Genomic DNA, 17,169 nt, shown 5'->3' with positions numbered 1-17,169 from the left:
GTTTTTAGGGTTAGAGAGTATTTGAGGAAAGAATTTCAATATCCGATTGATCTAGTTTTGAGGTTTAAAAGGGCTCATTTAGCTTCTAACTTTCAACCGTTAATTTCTAACTTCTAGCTTCTAATTTCTCATTTAAAACTCATAAATCATTATTTTTGCAAAACAAATTAGCATATGCAGTTCACTATCAATACAATCGAAGACTGGCAGGAAGTTGTTGACACCATCATTCCTCAATTACAACATAATATTCTTTTATTAAAAGGAAATCTGGGAGCCGGGAAGACAACCTTCACTCAATTTCTGCTTAAAAATATGGGCAGCAATGACGAAGTAAACTCTCCCACGTATTCTATTGTGAATGAATACAATACTGAAAAAGGAAAAGTATATCATTTTGATCTTTACCGTCTGAAAAACATTGAAGAAGTGTATGATATCGGAATTGAAGAGTATCTGGATAACTCTTTTCTATGCATCATCGAGTGGCCGGAAGTGTATGAAGAGGAGCTTTATGGTCTTAAGTACCACACAATGAGTATTGTGAATACGGGTGAAAACAGAGAAATTTCATTCGATTAAATATTATGTATCTTTGCTCATTAATTGAGTGTAAAAAAACAATCTGTAAGACATAATTTAATTTAAGGATGAGTACAAATATTTTTACTCCTTTCACAGAAGAAGAATTAATGCCGAAAGAGGAAAAATTGGAGGTTATAAAGAAAGGAAAACAATTCAGTATTGGAATTCCTAAAGAAACCTGTCTCAACGAAAGGAGAACCTGCATTACTCCTGACGCCGTACAGGTGTTGGTAGAGCACGGCCATGAAATCATTATTGAATCAGGTGCCGGACAAGGTTCGTTTTTTACAGATTTACAGTATTCGGAATCTGGGGCGAAAATCACCAATGATCCCAAAGAAGCTTTCGGGCAGGATCTTATCCTGAAGGTGAACCCTCCTACAGAAGATGAAATTGAGTACATGAAACCTAATACGTATCTGGTTTCAGCACTTCAGATTAATCTTAGAGACAAGGATTATTTCTTAAAGCTTGCAGAGAAAAAAATAAACGCCATCGCTTTTGAATTTATCGTTGATGAATACAAGCAGCTGGCCTTGGTAAGACTGGTTGGTGAAATTGCAGGAACCGTTTCAATCTTATATGCTTCCGAATTATTAGCGTTATCAAACGGTTTAATGCTGGGAGGAATTACAGGAGTAAGACCCGCAGAAGTTGTTATCCTTGGAGCCGGAATTGTAGGTGAGTTTGCTACAAAAGCAGCGATTGGTTTAGGAGCAAGTGTAAAAGTTTTCGATAATTCTTTATCCAAGCTTAGAAGGCTTCACACGATTGTTGACAGCCGTGTACCGACTTCTATTATTGATCCTAAAGAACTCAGCAAAAGTCTTAGACGTGCCGACGTAGTAATCGGAGCACTTCCAAGATTGAACATGACCCCTATCGTTACTGAAGATATGGTGATGAAAATGAAAAAAGGCAGTGTCATTATCGATATTACCATAGATAACGGTAAAGTGATTGAAACTTCAGAGCTTACCACCATGGAAGATCCTTATGTCATCAAACACGGTGTCATCCACTGCGGACTTCCGAATCTTACCTCAAGAATGCCGAGAACTACCACTAAGGCTATCTCGAATTTCTTCCTTTCCTATATTTTAAATTATGACGAAGAGGGCGGCTTTGAAAACATGCTGATCCGCAAAAATGAAATGAAGCAGAGCTTATATATGTACAAAGGAAGACATACCAAGAAGATCATCTGCGACCGTTTCGGACTTACGTACCACGATATCAATCTTTTAATTTTCTAATGAAGAAACTGAAATTTTATGCAATAGGCTTCGTTCCGGGGCTTTTGATCGTATTTTTTATTTTAAACAAAAAAGGGGCAAGCTGCAGCGGATATTTACCGAACAGCCGTGTGATTGCTGAAAGTCTTTCCAAAGAATTCAAATATTCTGAAGAAGCTAAAAACGCAATGACGACCTACAAGATTGATGAGAAATTTATAAAAGACAGCATCATTACCAACGGAAAAGTAGATTTTGACCGCAGTCATGCTCAGAAAAAACCATGTCCGGATTATCTTATCACTTATCCTGAAAAAAATCCGTCTTACGAGATCACTTTTGAAAAGTGCGAAGAAACCGTGACAGTGAACGGTCTTAAGAAACTTAAATAGTTTTCAAAAACAAGCTATGGACGGCAATTACTACATGATTCATGATTATCTGATATTCATCGGAGTTTTTGCCATTTTCCTGTTTCTGACAATAAGCATTTATCTCTACAGCCAGAATCAAAAGCTGAAACAGAGAAACACTAAACTAACAGAAACCAATAAACTTATTGAGCAGCGCCTGAATGAAGTTCGTCTGGAACATATCGGGACAAAGCTGAACCCGCATTTGTTTAAAAATATTCTGAACTCAGTGCAGTCTCACGCGTATCAGACGTATATGTCACTGGATAAGCTGGCGAATGTGCTGGATTATATTTTATACGAAAGCAACAATAAGTATGTAAGCCCGAAAGAAGAGCTTAATTTTGCTTTAAGCCTTATAGAGATTAATAAAATCAAGATCAATCCTCTTTTTGACTTCAGAATTAAATCCAGGATCAATAAATCTGATGCTTTGTATGAAGAAAAGGTCTTTGCTCCGCTGATCTCTGTGGATCTTATTGAAAATGCCTTCAAACATACGGATTTCCTGGCTCAGGACTCTTTTATTTCTATTTATATGGAGCTTGAGGACGGTATTTTCACTATGAAAGTCAGTAATAAAGCTTCTCTGAAAAATATTCTGGAAAAAGAAAAAAGCGGTTTTGGAAGCCAGTCTTTTGATCAGAGACTTAAAATGATCTACAGTACGTATTATCAGCTGGAAAGAAGCTCAAAAAACGGAATATTTACGGCGGAATTAAAAATCAATTTAGGAGAATTCTATGATAAAATGCGTTATTCTGGATGATGAATTACTGGCCATCAGCTATTTAAAACTTCTATGCGAGCAGATTGAGAATGTAGAGGTGGTAAAAGCATTCAATGATCCTAAAATTTTTCTGAATGAAATAGACAGCCTCGACTGTAATCTGTGTATTCTGGATATTGAAATGCCCGGAATGACAGGGCTTCAGGTAGCTGAGATTATTTCAGGTTCCAAAAAGATCATTTTTACCACGGCTTATAAAGAATATGCAGCCGAAGCTTTCGATCTGAATGTGGTGGATTATGTAAGGAAACCCATCAAAAAAGAAAGATTAATCCAGGCTTTCGAAAAGGCTAAAGAACTGGTGGAAAATCCCCCTAAAAAGACTTTTATCGAGTGGAATACCAATATTGGAAAAACCGTTATATTCACAGAACAGATTTCCTATATCAAAACCTCTGAAATCGACAGCAGGGATAAAGATATTATGCTTATTGACGGAACAACCATCGTATTAAAAAACCTGAATTTTAAAAACCTTCTGGAAATGCTGCCATCAAAAGATTTTGCTCAGGTGAATAAAAAGGAAATCATTGCGCTGTCTTCCATCAAAGTATTTTCAACCAACGAAATCATTACCACCATTCCTGCGGAAGATCACGGTTTTCTGAAACTTCAGATCGGTGAGGCCTACAAAAGTTCACTGATGGAACTGTTCGGAAAATAGTCCTTTTCCAGATCTTTCCGGTTTCATTACAGAATATAAGTCCTTTATTACAACTCCCCTTTTTCAGTAAGTGATCCCTTTACTTTTGCATAAATTTATTTGATTTTATAATGAAATATTCTTTCATATAGATTTTATTACATTTTTCAGAGCATTCGTTACATTTTAAAAAAAAGGATATTTAACATAACTATATTCTTATCAAATTTGCATAAAATATTGGAATCATGAATTTGGGGAAATACAAAAATTTAATTTTCTATATTACGACCATAGCCGTTTTTTCCGCTTTGATGTATTATTTCATCATTGAAGGGCAGACGCTGGAAGTAAAGGAAAATATTATTGCTAACACCAGCAGCGGCTCTACCTGGGATAATTTCCTGGAATCCTTTAAAACCAATCTTCACCATCCGCTTGCCTTATTATTGGCGCAAATTGTCACTATTATTATGACAGCAAGGCTTTTTGGATGGATTTGTATGAAAATAAAACAGCCTACGGTCATTGGAGAAATGATCGCCGGTATTGTATTAGGGCCATCACTTGTAGGAATGTATTTTCCCGAGTTTTCCGCCTTTCTTTTTCCTAAAGAATCATTAGGCAACCTTCAGTTTCTGAGCCAGATAGGTCTTATCCTGTTCATGTATATTGTTGGGATGGAGCTGGATCTGAGTGTATTAAGGAAAAAAGCTCATGATGCGGTTGTCATCAGCCATGCCAGTATTATTATTCCTTTTGCGTTAGGAATAGGACTTTCTTATTTTGTGTATCAGGAATTTGCTCCGGATGGTATTCAGTTTACGTCTTTTGCTTTATTCATAGCCATTTCGATGAGTATCACAGCATTTCCGGTATTGGCGAGAATCGTACAGGAAAGAAACCTCCAGAAAACCAAACTGGGAACGATTGTTATTACCTGTGCTGCGGCCGATGATATTACCGCATGGTGTATTCTTGCTGCTGTAATTGCTATTGTAAAAGCAGGTTCTTTTGCAAGCTCTATCTATGTGATTATCATGGCGGTTGCTTATGTTTTTTTAATGATTAAAATTGTAAGACCTTTCCTGAAAAGAGTCGGAGACCTTCAGGCCGGAAAAAATACGATCAGCAAACCCATGGTGGCTATTTTCTTTCTAACCCTTATTTTGTCTGCATATGCTACTGAAGTAATCGGAATTCACGCTTTATTCGGAGCTTTTATGGCGGGTGCCATTATGCCTGAGAATACAAAATTCCGTACGCTTTTTATTGATAAAGTAGAAGATGTGGCTTTGGTACTTTTACTTCCGTTATTCTTTGTATTTACAGGACTTCGTACGCAGATCGGACTTCTGAATGACAGCCATTTGTGGATGACCGCCGGATTTATTATTCTGACTGCTGTTCTTGGAAAATTTGCAGGAAGTGCATTGACGGCACGATTTGTAGGCATTAACTGGAAAGAAAGTTTAACGATAGGAGCTCTGATGAATACCAGAGGTCTTATGGAACTTATTGTTCTGAACATCGGATATGATCTTGGAGTTTTAAGTCCTGAAATTTTTGCAATGCTTGTGATTATGGCACTTTTCACCACTTTCATGACAGGCCCTGCGTTAGACTTTATTAATTTTATTTTTAAATCTAAAAAGAATCAGGACGAGTCTGTTCAGGATAATGATTCCAAATACCGCGTTCTTCTCTCATTTGATAAACCGGAATCCGGAAGTACTTTGTTGAAACTTGCACACAATTTCACTCATAAAATGAACGGCAATAAAAGCATCACTGCGATGAATATTGCTCCGGTAGATGAAATGCATGCCTATGACATCAACGAGTATGAGGAGTCGCAGTTTCAGAATGTCATTGAAACCTCTCACGATCTGAATCTGGAAGTCACTACCCTCTTCAAAGCGTCTACTGATATCGAAAGTGATCTTACCAGCATTACCAACAAAGGCCATTATGATCTTCTCCTGATCATGCTTGGGAAATCTATGTATGAAGGTAGTTTATTGGGAAGGCTATTAGGCTTTACCACCAAAATTATTAATCCTGAAAAACTTCTGAACACGGTAAAAGGCAAAGGAAATATATTCAACAATTCTCCTTTTGACGATTTTACCCTTCAGATTCTCGACAAAACCAATATTCCTGTAGGAATTTTGGTGGAAAAAGATTTTAAAGCAGCCGACAAAGTATTTGTTCCGATCTTCAATCTGAGTGATTTTTACCTTCTTGAATATGCGAAAAGGCTGATTAATAACAATAATTCCCAGATTATCATTCTGGATGCGGCAGGACAGATCCGAAATAATATTGAGGTAAAAGAACTGATCAGAAGTATTGAACAGGTAGCCCCTAATCACATTACGCTGTACAATGAGAAGAAGATTGAGAAAGAATTCCTGAATTCTCATGACCTGATGCTCATCAGCAGTAAAAGCTGGAAAAACCTGATCGATACAAAAAGTCTATGGCTGTCTGATATCCCATCCACATTAATAATATCAAATCCATAACACAATAACACACACCGATATTTCTATTTCTGTTGAAGCTGTAAATATTATTCGTTGTCTGTAAAGAAAAAACGGGTATATTTATAGCTTCAATTTTTTGGGACATGCTGATTAACAGTGAAAATGGAGTTATTGAGCTGGAAGCCTTTGCTACCACACTTTATAAAGGAATGAGTCTTGACCAGCTGAAACAGTCTGATTTTTATAAAGAAAAGTATCATGATCTGTGGGATGTAAAAACCGGATATTTTTGGTATTATTGTAAACCTGTAGAAATACAAGGATATCAGGTATCTTTCAGTCTGTGCTTTTTTAAAGATCAGCTGGATACCATCCATATGAATACCTCTGAAAAGACTGATGCCAAAGACTGGAATGAATGGACAGAGGAAAAAGAAATGAATGTTTTCCGCCGGAATAATACTTTCCTGACCAAAGTCCTTGGAATATCACCCACCCAAAAAAAGAAAACACCTTACCCAAGCTGTACCTTCAAATTTCTCTGGGGAAATGTATGGTCGGTCTACGATCCACGAAGTGCCAGCAGCTTTATGGGAATCAGTTTTAATGAAGAGGAAAAAACAAATACAAAATAACTTATAACCAAAGATTAAGAGAACACTATGTGCCGATATGCCATGATGGTTTACAAAGGTCATTATGCCTGTTTCAACTGCCAGAAAACATTCAAGCGCCGCCACCTGAAAGATGTGGACCGGGATGCTCAGACCTCTGTGGAAGCCAAATGCCCGGAATGTGGGAATCTGATGGCCAATATGGGACTTGACTTTAAATCCCCTCCCAAAAATGATGACAAGCAATGGGCGCACATCCGGGATTTGTATACGGTTGGAATCACTTTTCATTCATGTGGATGCTCTGGTCCCGGATATATTCCACAGGACCGCAAGGCTATTATTGATTATCTGGAAAAAGTCCGTTCAGAATACATGAAATCTCTGGTATTCTGGAGATACCGCACAGAGCCTGAAAATAAAAAAGAACGTGAACTGGACTATCAGAAAAACAGCTCACATCTATGGGCCGTCAACCGTAATGCTTTCAAAGAAACAGTGACCAATCAGGAAGGTATTAACTATTGGCTTAAAAGAATCAAGGAGGTTGAGGAAAGACTGAATATCATCAAGGCTGATCAATCATAACGCGACTCTAGTTTACAAGCTTCAGAAGCCTTTTAAAATCTTCTCTGATCTTCTCCTCCTGCTCAGCGGGGTAATCCTCACCGATACTAAATCTACGTCCTGTAGTATTGGTGATCATAATGATATTTCCGTTTTCAAAATAATTTCTGGTCATTGTAATCTTTGATTTTTTCAGGTCAAATGCTTCCGTGTCATTATTTTCTTTCATTGCTTTAGCATCATAGAAAAGCGGCCGGTTATACCTATACTCTTTTTCGAAAACAAAAGAAAGCTGTCCGTTAAGAAGATAATATTCTGTCAGCTTCTGCCCGATTTCTCCATAATTTTTCGCAATTACTTTTTGAAGACCTTTATCTGTGTAATAAAATGTGGCTTCCCCGCCTTCTGCAGATTCTCCTTCAATATCTTTCTTTTTGACAGCAGTCCATTTTGTCACGGAATTGATTCTTTTAAAATTTGTCTGAATAGGTTTTATCCTATTTTTTAAACTCTTGTTTCCTGTTGTATCTTTCTCATTGTATGCTTCTCCCATCTTTACAGTATCCTGTGCTTGGATAGTGAAAAAAACAGGCGACTGATCTCCGGACTTCTGAGCATATGCAAAACTCAAACTGATCAATATTATGAAAACTCCATGCAAGAATCTATTCTTCATATTTTCTTTTTTATAGCTTTAAAATTAATCATAACTTTTGGTTGTACTGCATATAATGAAACCACAAAAGTTACAAATAACTGTTTTAGCTTTGAAAATCCTTATACCAGCTAAGATTCCTACAGAATGATACAATTGGAATACTTGTCTTACCATCAGTTTGCCATTCCGTAGAAATCAGGCTTGCATTAAAAAACATCAGAAGTCACAAATCTGGCCACCATGCCAACCGAAGACGTGCAATTCCCATCCTCCGGAGAGGTGGTGAAAATTCAAAGAATTTTTGACGGGGTGGTTTCTTCACACCATCAGTTTCATGTCGTAATTCTACTACAATTTTTAAAATTTAACCCCAAAAATTCATTTCCAACAGAGTTTTTTAATAGCTTTATCTGATAATTCACATTGGATGGAAATTGATTTCTTACAATATAAGGTACGAAACGGAGACACGCTTACCTCCATCGCTTCCCGGCTGGGTATGACCAGTGAGGAGCTTAAGCTGTTTCATAATTCTCATTGCCCGAAAATGGATAAAGTCTGGTTTGAAAACCTTAATGACGTTAAAAATATTTTTGTCCCTACTCATTTTAAAACAGAATCGCAGAAGGAAAATGAAAGGAATAACAGTCTTCCCGGCCAGTTCTCCGATTCCTTTTGGGCCCAAACTTATAGCATTAATGAGACTTTTGAAACGTCTTTCGAATCTTCGGTTAACATCGGTTATACCATTGATATAAATCTCCGAAAAGACAAAAACACAGGTCTGTATATCCTTAGCTACAGTCAGAGAGACTTTAAATCCGGAGGAAATGAACCGGATGATAAGGTAAGCAGCCTTTCGATAGCTTGCATGAAAAGTATTATGCCACTTGAATTTATTCTTAATGAACAAGGCAGGATAAAAGGATTGGCAAATCATAAAAAAATCACGGACACTTTTACCAGACAACGTAAAGATCTTGAAGAGTTTTATGTAGGTGAAGTCGCTCGAAATTATATGGATTCTTTTGAAAGGAACATCAGCAATGAAGCATTTTTATTACAGCAATTTCAGAGTACACTGCTGTTTCAGACTCTGTTTCCCCAAACAGACTGGTTCAGGAGAAAAATAAAGTGGACAGAACCTTTTTATTTTGTACAGAATTCATTTCCGGTAGCCTGTGAAATTAAACCTGAACATAAAAATAAAGAAGAGGACTCTGTTTTGACTATTTTAAGCGGAAAAATCACTGAATTATGTACCTCACAGGAGATCATGCGCGGGATCAGGCTCAAAAAACCGGCTGCAAGACCTGCTTCAGGAAATATTGTATTAGAATACACCACTCACACTAAAAATAAGAATCTTCTTCAGGCTAAAGCCTCGGTTTTACTCAGTCATGAAGAGGTATTGATACACCAACATCACATCAATATAACACAAGGATAATATGAAAAATTATGTCACACAAAAAGGCGATACTTTCAGTTCTCTGGCCCGGCAGTTTAAGCTGAAAAATGAAGGTATTTTAAAAACTTACCATAATCTCCACTGTCCGCCGGAAGATGTCATGCAGGAACCTGTTCCGGGCAAAACAATTTTGATTCCGGAAGATCCACAGCTCATGGCTGAGGAAACAGAACCTCAAAATATAGCAGCATCTTCCCAGGAGGAATCTACAGAAAATGTAGGTTCTGATGAAGGAAATTCAACGGAAGAAACTTCACAAAATGAAGAGCAGTCATCCGGAAAAACGAAACAACAAAGTGATAAAGAAGAAAAGGAAGATCAAAAAGAAGACAGTGGTTCCAGTCCTCATGAAGGAAAATATTTCATTGTGCAGAAAGGAACCGTGCAATGTAATCAGGGATTTAAATTTCCAAAATTTAAAGTGACCAGCCATCAGAAACACTACTGGAATGATGAAGAAGGAAACGCTGATTATCTGGCCGTAACAGAGGATGATCTTCAGCTCGATCCTGCGGCACAGCCGTTTGGACAATGCAAGCTCAAGCCAACTTCAGGAGGATATCTTCCGTGTGCTTATGCTCCAGCCGGAAAATGGCAGAAGACGTATGAAAAAGTAAAAGTGATGGGAAAAAGCTGTCTTACGGAAATCTCAGAACTCATGTGCAGTACGGGAGGGAAAATAACCATTCTCAAACACGGACAGCAAAGCGAAGTCGGTAAAAGCCAGGTTGCCAAAGCAAGTACGCAGGAACAGCAGGTTTATAATCCCGTTGTGGATTTTGATGAATTCAAGGAAGATACAAAAGATACAGACCAACTTTATTATAGCTAAGCCATGACAGGAACTATTATCGGGAATCAGAATCCTCTGGTAGGAACAACTTATACCTACGAAATAAAACCTTCAGGCCTTTCATTTGGTCTTAAAGGTGATTATGAATGGTATCTCTTTAAGAAACAAAAGAACGGAAGCTGGAAAGACATCACCGGAAAGCCCAAGACCGGTGAAAAGGTGACGTACAACTTTGGGGAAATTGCGCTGGGAATAGAGTTTCAAATGAAAGTCTATGAAACTAAGAAAGGTATTTTACCTGGTCTTCCCTCCACCAGAGAACTGGCTGGAAGCTGTGTATTAATACCAACAAGCAACAAAGTTCCGAAGATTGATAAAGTAGTACTCTTCAACAGAGGAGCAAAAGACGTCAATAAAGCCAGCTACCGTGATACTCTTATTGCGCAGGCTCATTGTATTGCGATGTTTAATAAAGAGATTGAGTTTCACCTTTGGGAAGATGACGCTCCTGGAAAAGGGCACGATGCCAGTATTAACAAAAACAACCGTCACACCCGCAGCTATAAGGCTCGCGTCAATGAAAAAGGGATTGCAGAAGTGTCAATACCTCTGATGTCTGATGAAAAAATCCTTCGTCAGATGGCCAATCAGTTTCTGATGAAAGGTGACAGGAATGAAGGCGCGAATCATGAATATTATGTTACAGCCACTTATTCAGGGCAAATTCAGGGAGCCAGCCAGGTGAATGTAGATGTAGCCAACCCTGATTATAAAGGGCAGCCTCAAAACCAGCCAAAACCCAAGCCGCAACCTGAGAAACACACGCCAAAATTCCCGGCCGGACAAGGAGGTGGTCCCAAACAGCCGGATCCTAAAGGCAATATTATAGAAGCTCTTTTCATTGATGATACAGGAAAAGAACTTTCCAAAGTTGCTGTAGGAGATAAAGTAAGGGTCAGGATTCATTCCAAAAATATGGTGGGAAAACACATCCAATATGTTATCTGGGAATATGATACCACTTCCAATGATGAAGTTTACAGAAGCGGAAATATTAAAATTCCTGCCGATGTATGTGATACTTCAGGATTTATCATTACCAAAGACATATTCGGAAAAGGAATAGACTCTCATATCGGCGATCCGGATTCCGATGCACAAAATTATTTCATTGAAATTATCTCCAAAGACCTTTCTGCGGAATCTCAGAAATTTGGGGTAAATTCGGAAGGACTGATGCAGGTGGAGAAGGTGAAGAGTGCGGCGGGGGTGCAAAAAACGCAAGATCCCAAACCAGAAAACGGAAAATGTCCGAATTGTGATAAAGATATTACTTTAGATCAAATGAAAAAAATATTCCCTGACTGTAAGGATGAAACTAAACTTAAATCAGTCATGGAAGCATATAATAAATATATGTCAAAATTTCAAATGAATACATGTTGGAATAAAGCTCATTTTTTTGCGCAAACCAGAATAGAAGCAGGAACATCTTTACATATTAAAGATGAAGGGCTAAATTATTCTGTTAAGAGATTAATTGAAGGCGACAAATATAAAGGTAAAAATTGGGTTAAAGGAGATCCAATAAAAAAAATAGGTGGTTATTATCTTGATGGAGAATTTAAAAGTCGGCCTTTCTCATATTTTGACACTCATAAAGAAGATGCGAATAAATATGGTCGAAAAGATTTAAATAAAGCGAATGATAATGGCATACAAAAAGCTAATCAGGAGATGATAGCAAATTTAGTATATGATGATAAGAACCGCCCAGTTAAAGCAAAATTAGGAAATACAAAAGATGGAGATGGTTGGAGATATCGAGGAAGGGGATTCATTCAACTAACAGGTAGAAATAATTATACAGCAGCTAGTAAATACACTGAAAAATATGCTAATATTGAAATTATATCTGATGAAGGCGCTAATAAAGTAGGCACAAATGCAGAAGTTGCAATGCTAGCTTGTATGGGATACTGGGTTGCAGATGAAAGAACTATTCAAAAAAAAGCTAATGGAGAAAAAAATGTAAATTTAATTTCAAAATTAATTGGAACAGATGTAGATTGGAAGGGAAAGAAAAAATCATTCGATGAAATAACATCTATTTTATTTAGAGTAAACGAATGTATATATGGAAAGAAAGATAATAACACAGAAAAAGGAGATAAAAATCAATATGATATTAATGTAGATACTTTTGAAGTTAAAAAAATAACCACAAAACCCGATAGCATGGATTATGAATATAACATTTATCAATCAGGGCAAAAAATCAAAACTTATAATATCAAAAAAAACAGTCACAATCTTTTACCTTTTCCTGAAACAGGACCTAATTGGGGAAGGTTTGGAACAAGAGATAAAGGTGGAGATAACTGGGTAAATGAAAAAGTCTGTGCTGCATTATTAGGTTTCTTTTACTCTTTACCATTAAATAAGTATTCAAAAGCATTATATTTTAATGATATTTCGGCTAACGATGGAAGAAATATTGGGCATGCGGGACACAATATAGCAGGAAATGATGTTGATATAAGATATCCGGGAAGTACAAATGGTGCACAAACACTTTGGAAGGATGCTATGAAAACATATAAAAATGAAGAAGCATTCATTAAAGATTTAGAAAATATATTAGATGTAGCTGTCAAATGGAAATTTATAAAGAACTACGCATATAAAAAGGGAATAAAGAACACAACTGGCAAAGCTACTGGTGTTCATCAAGATCATTTTCATATAGGATATAGATAATTTAGTAATAATAAAACATGAAAAAATTTGTAATCATTTTCTTTTCAGCAACAAGTCTTATTTGCTGTCAAAATAAAGAGAAAAATACAACAATCAAAAATATAAATAATGATATAGATTTAATAAAAAAACATATGAAGCTTCAAGAAAAAATTGAGCTTTCTGAAAATGACACAAATACATTAAATCAGTATAAGCTAACAGATAAAGATTTAGAATTAGGTGGAGAGTTAACCTTACAAGGATTGAAAGAAAATGGTTATCACGTACCTGAAAACAGCTCTTTTTCAAAGCAAATTAAAGATATTTTTGAAACACAGGAAGATTGTTCATGTACCTCAGTAAAGGAGCATCACAATTTTACTACTTATTTTGTCAATCCATCACAGGAACAAAATATTAAACAAACAGAATTTGATTACACTTATGATCATATATATGTTTATCCCAATTTTAAAATTTTAACAGATCTGCCTCTTTTAAATGATATTGTGGACTTAAAAAATAATAATTTGAAAGTAAATTTAAATCAAAACATTATTGCTAGAAACAAATATTTATTTAACAACAGTAAAGGAGACTTAGCTTGGTTATTAGCCAATGACAAGGATTTTTTAAAAATATTACTTGTAAATTTTGGCTTTGATAAAGAAGAAAAAATAAATGAAGTAGTTCTAAATGATCTATTTCAAGAATATTCCAAAGAAATGTCAGAACCCTCTCAAAAAATAGGAAATATTTTATTTGTAAAAAATTGTGAGGGAAAACTAATTATTAGAAAAAATTTACTTAAGTATATAGAAAAAAACACAACTAAAAATAATGATAAATATATCTCTGCTTTATCAAATTATGTGATTGATATACTTTATAACGACAGTATAAAATCTCGATTCTCACCAGACGAGAAAGCTGAGATTGTGGCAAATATATCCAATATAGAAATCCCCGCATTCAATCAATATAAAGGTTTAAGCACAGATTCTTGGAACTCGCAAGCTACTACACTATTCTACCTTCAAAATAAAAATACAATGAATCACCCCGAAGTACTAGATATTTTAAAAAAACACAACTACTTTGGTTATCCATATTTAAAAAAATATATTGAAGGGGGAGATCTACAAAACGAGAGTACAACTTCGCCCCAGGATGATGATTATCAATAAATCGCCAATAAATATAAACTAGTTCACAAAAAATATACATCTTGATAAAATACATTTTCATTTTGCTATCACTCATATTTCTATCATACTCATGTGAACAGAAGAAAGAAAGAAAGAGAACTTCTGCGATCTACTGCTGGACTCTAAAATAAACACAAATAATGAAAAACATTTCTTTAGTTCTTATGTATTCATTTCTATTTTCTTGCACCGGACAAGAAAGTAAACTTCACTTGCAGAATATCAAAGAAATAAACTCATTAAAAGACAAACCTTATAACATTACAGATGAAGGAGACGGCACAAAATCAAACTATGATGACCTGTCTCCTAAATTTATCAATAAAGCAAAAAAAGTATTAGAGCAAAGAAAATTTCAATTTCCTGATGAAAATACCTTTAATCAAAAAATTTTGGATGTATTTTCTTTCAATTTGAAAGATTATAAAAATTCCATAATTGCTTTACGTCCGGCAATGTTTCCAGAGGTAGCTATTAAAGAAAATAAATTTATTTTCATTCAGGACGCTGGTGCTGCCGAACCAGAGTTTATAAATCCTGACTTGTTGTATCATTTTAATTCTTATATATTTTATAATACTCCCGTATCTTATGTTTGGCTGCAAACAAACAATTCAAATCTTTTATACGATTTAGTTGTTTACTATGGATACAATAAGGATAAAAAGCTTGTAGAATCAGTATTTAAAAAATTCGATTTTAATAGTCTTTCCGATATGGAGCAGTTAATTTTTATAGATTCTGGCGGGTATAAAAAATTGAAAAAACAAATATTTGATGACATAGAAACTACTATTTATAAAGGTAAAGTTGAAGACTTTTCTTATGCTAAAGAAGGTGATGGTTATTTAAGAATAGGTGATATTATAAGTAAAATATCATCATCTCCCAAAGAATATTTTGAACCTGAAAAAACAATATCTTATTTATTTGAGAGAGAATTAAGAGTTGGAATACAAGGTGATATCGAAAGCTATTTAAATAAAAATCCAACATATAAATCAAATCTGGAAAAAAATAAATTTTATGATTTACCTACTTTAAAAGACTATGTGAAATACATTTACCAAAAAGAAAGCAATACCAATTTTATCATTCAGGATAGTGATGGTTTTACCAACTTAAGAAAGGAGAAAAACTCTTCTTCCCAAATCCTACAAAAGATCAACACAGGTGAACAGGTTGAAGTGTTAGATCGAAGCGGAGATTGGTGGTTGGTAGTTTCTAAAGAAGGTAAAAAAGGATATGTTCATAAAAGCAGGATAAAATCTGAATAAGTAACTTAAACAAATGATGAAAAACTTTTTAATTTTATTTTCTTTTATACTTGTTACATGTAAAGAAAGTAGTCATAACCAAACAGTCAATGAAACTAAAACATCAACGCTTAAAAAAAATGACAGCCCAGCAACAAAACTTAATGTGTCGGATGATCCAATTCATGACAATAAAAATAAATTTTCTAATATTAATCAATCAGAAAACTCAAACACTATAAACTCCAAATTTATAGGTCATTTTTTAGTAACACAAGCAACAGAGGAAACAACAACGGGCACTGCATTTATTAAATATTCTTTTAGTATAAAAAAAGATAAGGCAATCTTAGTAACAGAAACGTATCAAGAACCAATTATTTGCAATGGTGATTATAAAACTCTTGAAAAAAATGATATTTTAGAATTATACTATTCAGGAAACGAGAAAAACTGTAAATCAGCAATACCTAATTTTAAAATAAAAAAAGAAAACAACACCTATTTTATTAAAGGAGTTGGAGGTGAAGCTACATTTAATGAATGGATAGAATTAGATAAAACGAAATAATATCTATAAAGTAAGCCTAAAAATACCCCTCTACACACCAATTCACCCCATCTATATATAATTTAGAAAAGAAATTTCGTCTCATTAAAAAAATATTTATACCTTTGCTACGTGAATTTTAACAACGGAACATATTATTATAGAATTTTTACCTCAGCTCTGGGATAGGGATTCTTATGAATATAATTTAAAACCTCGTCCTAGGGACGAGGTTTTTTTATTTTAAAAAATAGAAAAAGATGAAAATAAGTATTATTGGAGTGGGATTAATCGGAGGTTCGATGGCTTTGAAATTAAGAGAGAAAAACCTGGCCAGCTTCATCTACGGAATCGATAACAATACACAGCATATCAATGACGCACTGGAACTTAAAATCATTGATGCGGGAGTAGATCTTGAACATGGAATAAAAAATTCGGATCTGATTATTCTTGCTATTCCTGTAGACGCTGCACGAAAACTATTGCCTTCTGTTCTGGATCTTGTGTCTGACCAGCAGACGGTAATGGATGCAGGCTCCACCAAAGCAGGCATTGTACATGCGGTAAAAAACCATCCGAAACGGTCAAGATTTGTAGCGTTCCACCCGATGTGGGGAACGGAAAACAACGGTCCGAAATCCGCTATTGCTGAAAGTTTCTCGGGAAAAGCTGGTGTCATCTGCAACAAAGAAGAATCGGCCGACGATGCTCTGGCTACCGTTGAAAAAGTAGTCAATGCTCTCGATATGCACATGATTTACATGAATGCAGAAGATCATGATGTTCATACTGCTTATATTTCCCATATCTCCCATATTACATCTTACGCCCTTGCCAATACCGTATTGGAAAAAGAACGTGAAGAAGAAACGATTTTCCAGCTTGCCAGTTCCGGTTTTTCAAGTACCGTTCGTCTTGCCAAGTCGCATCCGGAAATGTGGGTTCCTATCTTTAAACAAAACAAAGAAAATGTACTGGACGTTTTGAACGAACATATTACTCAGCTCAGAAAATTCAAATCTGCGCTTGAAAAAGAAAACTATGAATACCTGGAAGAGTTGATTTCCAACGCCAACAGAATCAGAGGAATTTTAAGATAAAAATTCTTATACGATACTAAAAGCCCGACGGTTTTTACTTTTATTTTATTAA

At 35.4% G+C, this 17,169-nt stretch carries 16 protein-coding genes; 15 read left to right on the top strand and 1 reads right to left on the bottom strand.

What is annotated here, in order from left to right; all coding sequences use genetic code 11:
* Positions 1-174 precede the first annotated feature (174 nt).
* The 8 genes from tsaE to V0410_RS21840 all read left to right on the top strand — a co-directional run bounded on the left by tsaE (position 175) and on the right by V0410_RS21840 (position 7,357).
* Entirely contained in the window at positions 175-582 is a 408-nt protein-coding gene (gene tsaE / locus V0410_RS21875; protein ID WP_330745619.1) for a tRNA (adenosine(37)-N6)-threonylcarbamoyltransferase complex ATPase subunit type 1 TsaE, read from the top strand.
* 68 nt (positions 583-650) lie between these two features.
* Positions 651-1,841, top strand: a complete 1,191-nt coding sequence (locus tag V0410_RS21870; protein WP_227944064.1) for an alanine dehydrogenase — start codon at positions 651-653, stop codon at positions 1,839-1,841.
* Entirely contained in the window at positions 1,841-2,212 is a 372-nt protein-coding gene (locus V0410_RS21865) for a DUF4258 domain-containing protein (protein WP_034692291.1), read from the top strand. Before V0410_RS21870 ends, V0410_RS21865 begins: the two co-directional genes overlap by 1 nt.
* Before the next feature lie 16 nt (positions 2,213-2,228).
* A complete protein-coding gene (locus V0410_RS21860; RefSeq protein WP_227944065.1) occupies positions 2,229-3,002 on the top strand; it encodes a histidine kinase in 774 nt (257 codons plus the stop codon).
* Positions 2,977-3,687, top strand: coding sequence for a LytR/AlgR family response regulator transcription factor (locus tag V0410_RS21855; protein ID WP_330745618.1), 711 nt, complete (start codon positions 2,977-2,979; stop codon positions 3,685-3,687). The genes V0410_RS21860 and V0410_RS21855 overlap by 26 nt, the downstream gene beginning before the upstream one ends.
* 227 nt (positions 3,688-3,914) lie before the next feature.
* Positions 3,915-6,194 (top strand): cation:proton antiporter, encoded by a 2,280-nt coding sequence (locus V0410_RS21850; protein ID WP_330745617.1) that lies wholly within the window; start codon positions 3,915-3,917, stop codon positions 6,192-6,194.
* Positions 6,195-6,298: 104 nt separating this feature from the next.
* Complete coding sequence (locus V0410_RS21845) at positions 6,299-6,790, top strand: hypothetical protein (protein WP_330745616.1); 492 nt, start codon at positions 6,299-6,301, stop codon at positions 6,788-6,790.
* A gap of 27 nt (positions 6,791-6,817) precedes the next feature.
* Complete coding sequence (locus tag V0410_RS21840; RefSeq protein WP_330745615.1) at positions 6,818-7,357, top strand: hypothetical protein; 540 nt, start codon at positions 6,818-6,820, stop codon at positions 7,355-7,357.
* A gap of 7 nt (positions 7,358-7,364) precedes the next feature.
* Here the strand turns inward: V0410_RS21840 and V0410_RS21835 are convergent, their stop codons facing one another.
* Positions 7,365-8,012 (bottom strand): hypothetical protein, encoded by a 648-nt coding sequence (locus V0410_RS21835; protein WP_330745614.1) that lies wholly within the window; start codon positions 8,010-8,012, stop codon positions 7,365-7,367.
* 409 nt (positions 8,013-8,421) lie between these two features.
* Between V0410_RS21835 and V0410_RS21830 the strand changes: the two genes are divergently transcribed.
* The 7 genes from V0410_RS21830 (at position 8,422) to V0410_RS21800 (ending at position 17,117) form a co-directional block, all read left to right on the top strand.
* Positions 8,422-9,444 (top strand): LysM peptidoglycan-binding domain-containing protein, encoded by a 1,023-nt coding sequence (locus tag V0410_RS21830; RefSeq protein WP_330745613.1) that lies wholly within the window; start codon positions 8,422-8,424, stop codon positions 9,442-9,444.
* Position 9,445: 1 nt separating this feature from the next.
* Positions 9,446-10,297 carry a DUF4280 and LysM peptidoglycan-binding domain-containing protein gene (locus tag V0410_RS21825; RefSeq protein ID WP_330745612.1) on the top strand — a complete coding sequence of 284 codons (852 nt, stop codon included), beginning with the start codon at positions 9,446-9,448 and terminating at the stop codon, positions 10,295-10,297.
* A gap of 3 nt (positions 10,298-10,300) precedes the next feature.
* On the top strand, positions 10,301-13,018 hold the full coding sequence (locus V0410_RS21820) for a glycoside hydrolase family 19 protein (protein ID WP_330745611.1): 2,718 nt from the start codon (positions 10,301-10,303) through the stop codon (positions 13,016-13,018).
* 17 nt (positions 13,019-13,035) lie between these two features.
* Complete coding sequence (locus tag V0410_RS21815; RefSeq protein WP_330745610.1) at positions 13,036-14,187, top strand: hypothetical protein; 1,152 nt, start codon at positions 13,036-13,038, stop codon at positions 14,185-14,187.
* A 161-nt stretch (positions 14,188-14,348) separates the two neighbouring features.
* On the top strand, positions 14,349-15,485 hold the full coding sequence (locus V0410_RS21810; protein ID WP_330745609.1) for an SH3 domain-containing protein: 1,137 nt from the start codon (positions 14,349-14,351) through the stop codon (positions 15,483-15,485).
* Positions 15,486-15,498: 13 nt separating this feature from the next.
* Positions 15,499-16,035, top strand: a complete 537-nt coding sequence (locus V0410_RS21805; protein ID WP_330745608.1) for a hypothetical protein — start codon at positions 15,499-15,501, stop codon at positions 16,033-16,035.
* Positions 16,036-16,274: 239 nt separating this feature from the next.
* Entirely contained in the window at positions 16,275-17,117 is an 843-nt protein-coding gene (locus V0410_RS21800) for a prephenate dehydrogenase (RefSeq protein WP_330745607.1), read from the top strand.
* The last annotated feature ends 52 nt before the right edge of the window (positions 17,118-17,169 follow it).

Origin of the sequence: Chryseobacterium sp. CP-77, from assembly GCF_036362765.1 — a bacterium.
Lineage (GTDB): Bacteria > Bacteroidota > Bacteroidia > Flavobacteriales > Weeksellaceae > Chryseobacterium > Chryseobacterium cupriresistens.
The sequence above is the reverse complement of the archived record's forward strand: the minus strand, read 5'-3'. Positions and strand labels throughout refer to the sequence as shown.

Excerpts from the sequence above, each read along its gene's own strand:
- V0410_RS21815 (WP_330745610.1), top strand. The coding sequence starts at position 13,036 with ATGAAAAAATTTGTAATCATTTTCTTTTCAGCAACAAGTCTTATTTGC.
- V0410_RS21820 (WP_330745611.1), top strand. The coding sequence starts at position 10,301 with ATGACAGGAACTATTATCGGGAATCAGAATCCTCTGGTAGGAACAACT.
- V0410_RS21810 (WP_330745609.1), top strand. The coding sequence starts at position 14,349 with ATGAAAAACATTTCTTTAGTTCTTATGTATTCATTTCTATTTTCTTGC.
- tsaE (WP_330745619.1), top strand. The coding sequence starts at position 175 with ATGCAGTTCACTATCAATACAATCGAAGACTGGCAGGAAGTTGTTGAC.
- V0410_RS21840 (WP_330745615.1), top strand. The coding sequence starts at position 6,818 with ATGTGCCGATATGCCATGATGGTTTACAAAGGTCATTATGCCTGTTTC.
- V0410_RS21870 (WP_227944064.1), top strand. The coding sequence starts at position 651 with ATGAGTACAAATATTTTTACTCCTTTCACAGAAGAAGAATTAATGCCG.
- V0410_RS21800 (WP_330745607.1), top strand. The coding sequence starts at position 16,275 with ATGAAAATAAGTATTATTGGAGTGGGATTAATCGGAGGTTCGATGGCT.
- V0410_RS21805 (WP_330745608.1), top strand. The coding sequence starts at position 15,499 with ATGATGAAAAACTTTTTAATTTTATTTTCTTTTATACTTGTTACATGT.
- V0410_RS21830 (WP_330745613.1), top strand. The coding sequence starts at position 8,422 with ATGGAAATTGATTTCTTACAATATAAGGTACGAAACGGAGACACGCTT.
- V0410_RS21825 (WP_330745612.1), top strand. The coding sequence starts at position 9,446 with ATGAAAAATTATGTCACACAAAAAGGCGATACTTTCAGTTCTCTGGCC.
- V0410_RS21865 (WP_034692291.1), top strand. The coding sequence starts at position 1,841 with ATGAAGAAACTGAAATTTTATGCAATAGGCTTCGTTCCGGGGCTTTTG.
- V0410_RS21860 (WP_227944065.1), top strand. The coding sequence starts at position 2,229 with ATGGACGGCAATTACTACATGATTCATGATTATCTGATATTCATCGGA.
- V0410_RS21855 (WP_330745618.1), top strand. The coding sequence starts at position 2,977 with ATGATAAAATGCGTTATTCTGGATGATGAATTACTGGCCATCAGCTAT.
- V0410_RS21835 (WP_330745614.1), bottom strand. The coding sequence starts at position 8,012 with ATGAAGAATAGATTCTTGCATGGAGTTTTCATAATATTGATCAGTTTG.
- V0410_RS21850 (WP_330745617.1), top strand. The coding sequence starts at position 3,915 with ATGAATTTGGGGAAATACAAAAATTTAATTTTCTATATTACGACCATA.
- V0410_RS21845 (WP_330745616.1), top strand. The coding sequence starts at position 6,299 with ATGCTGATTAACAGTGAAAATGGAGTTATTGAGCTGGAAGCCTTTGCT.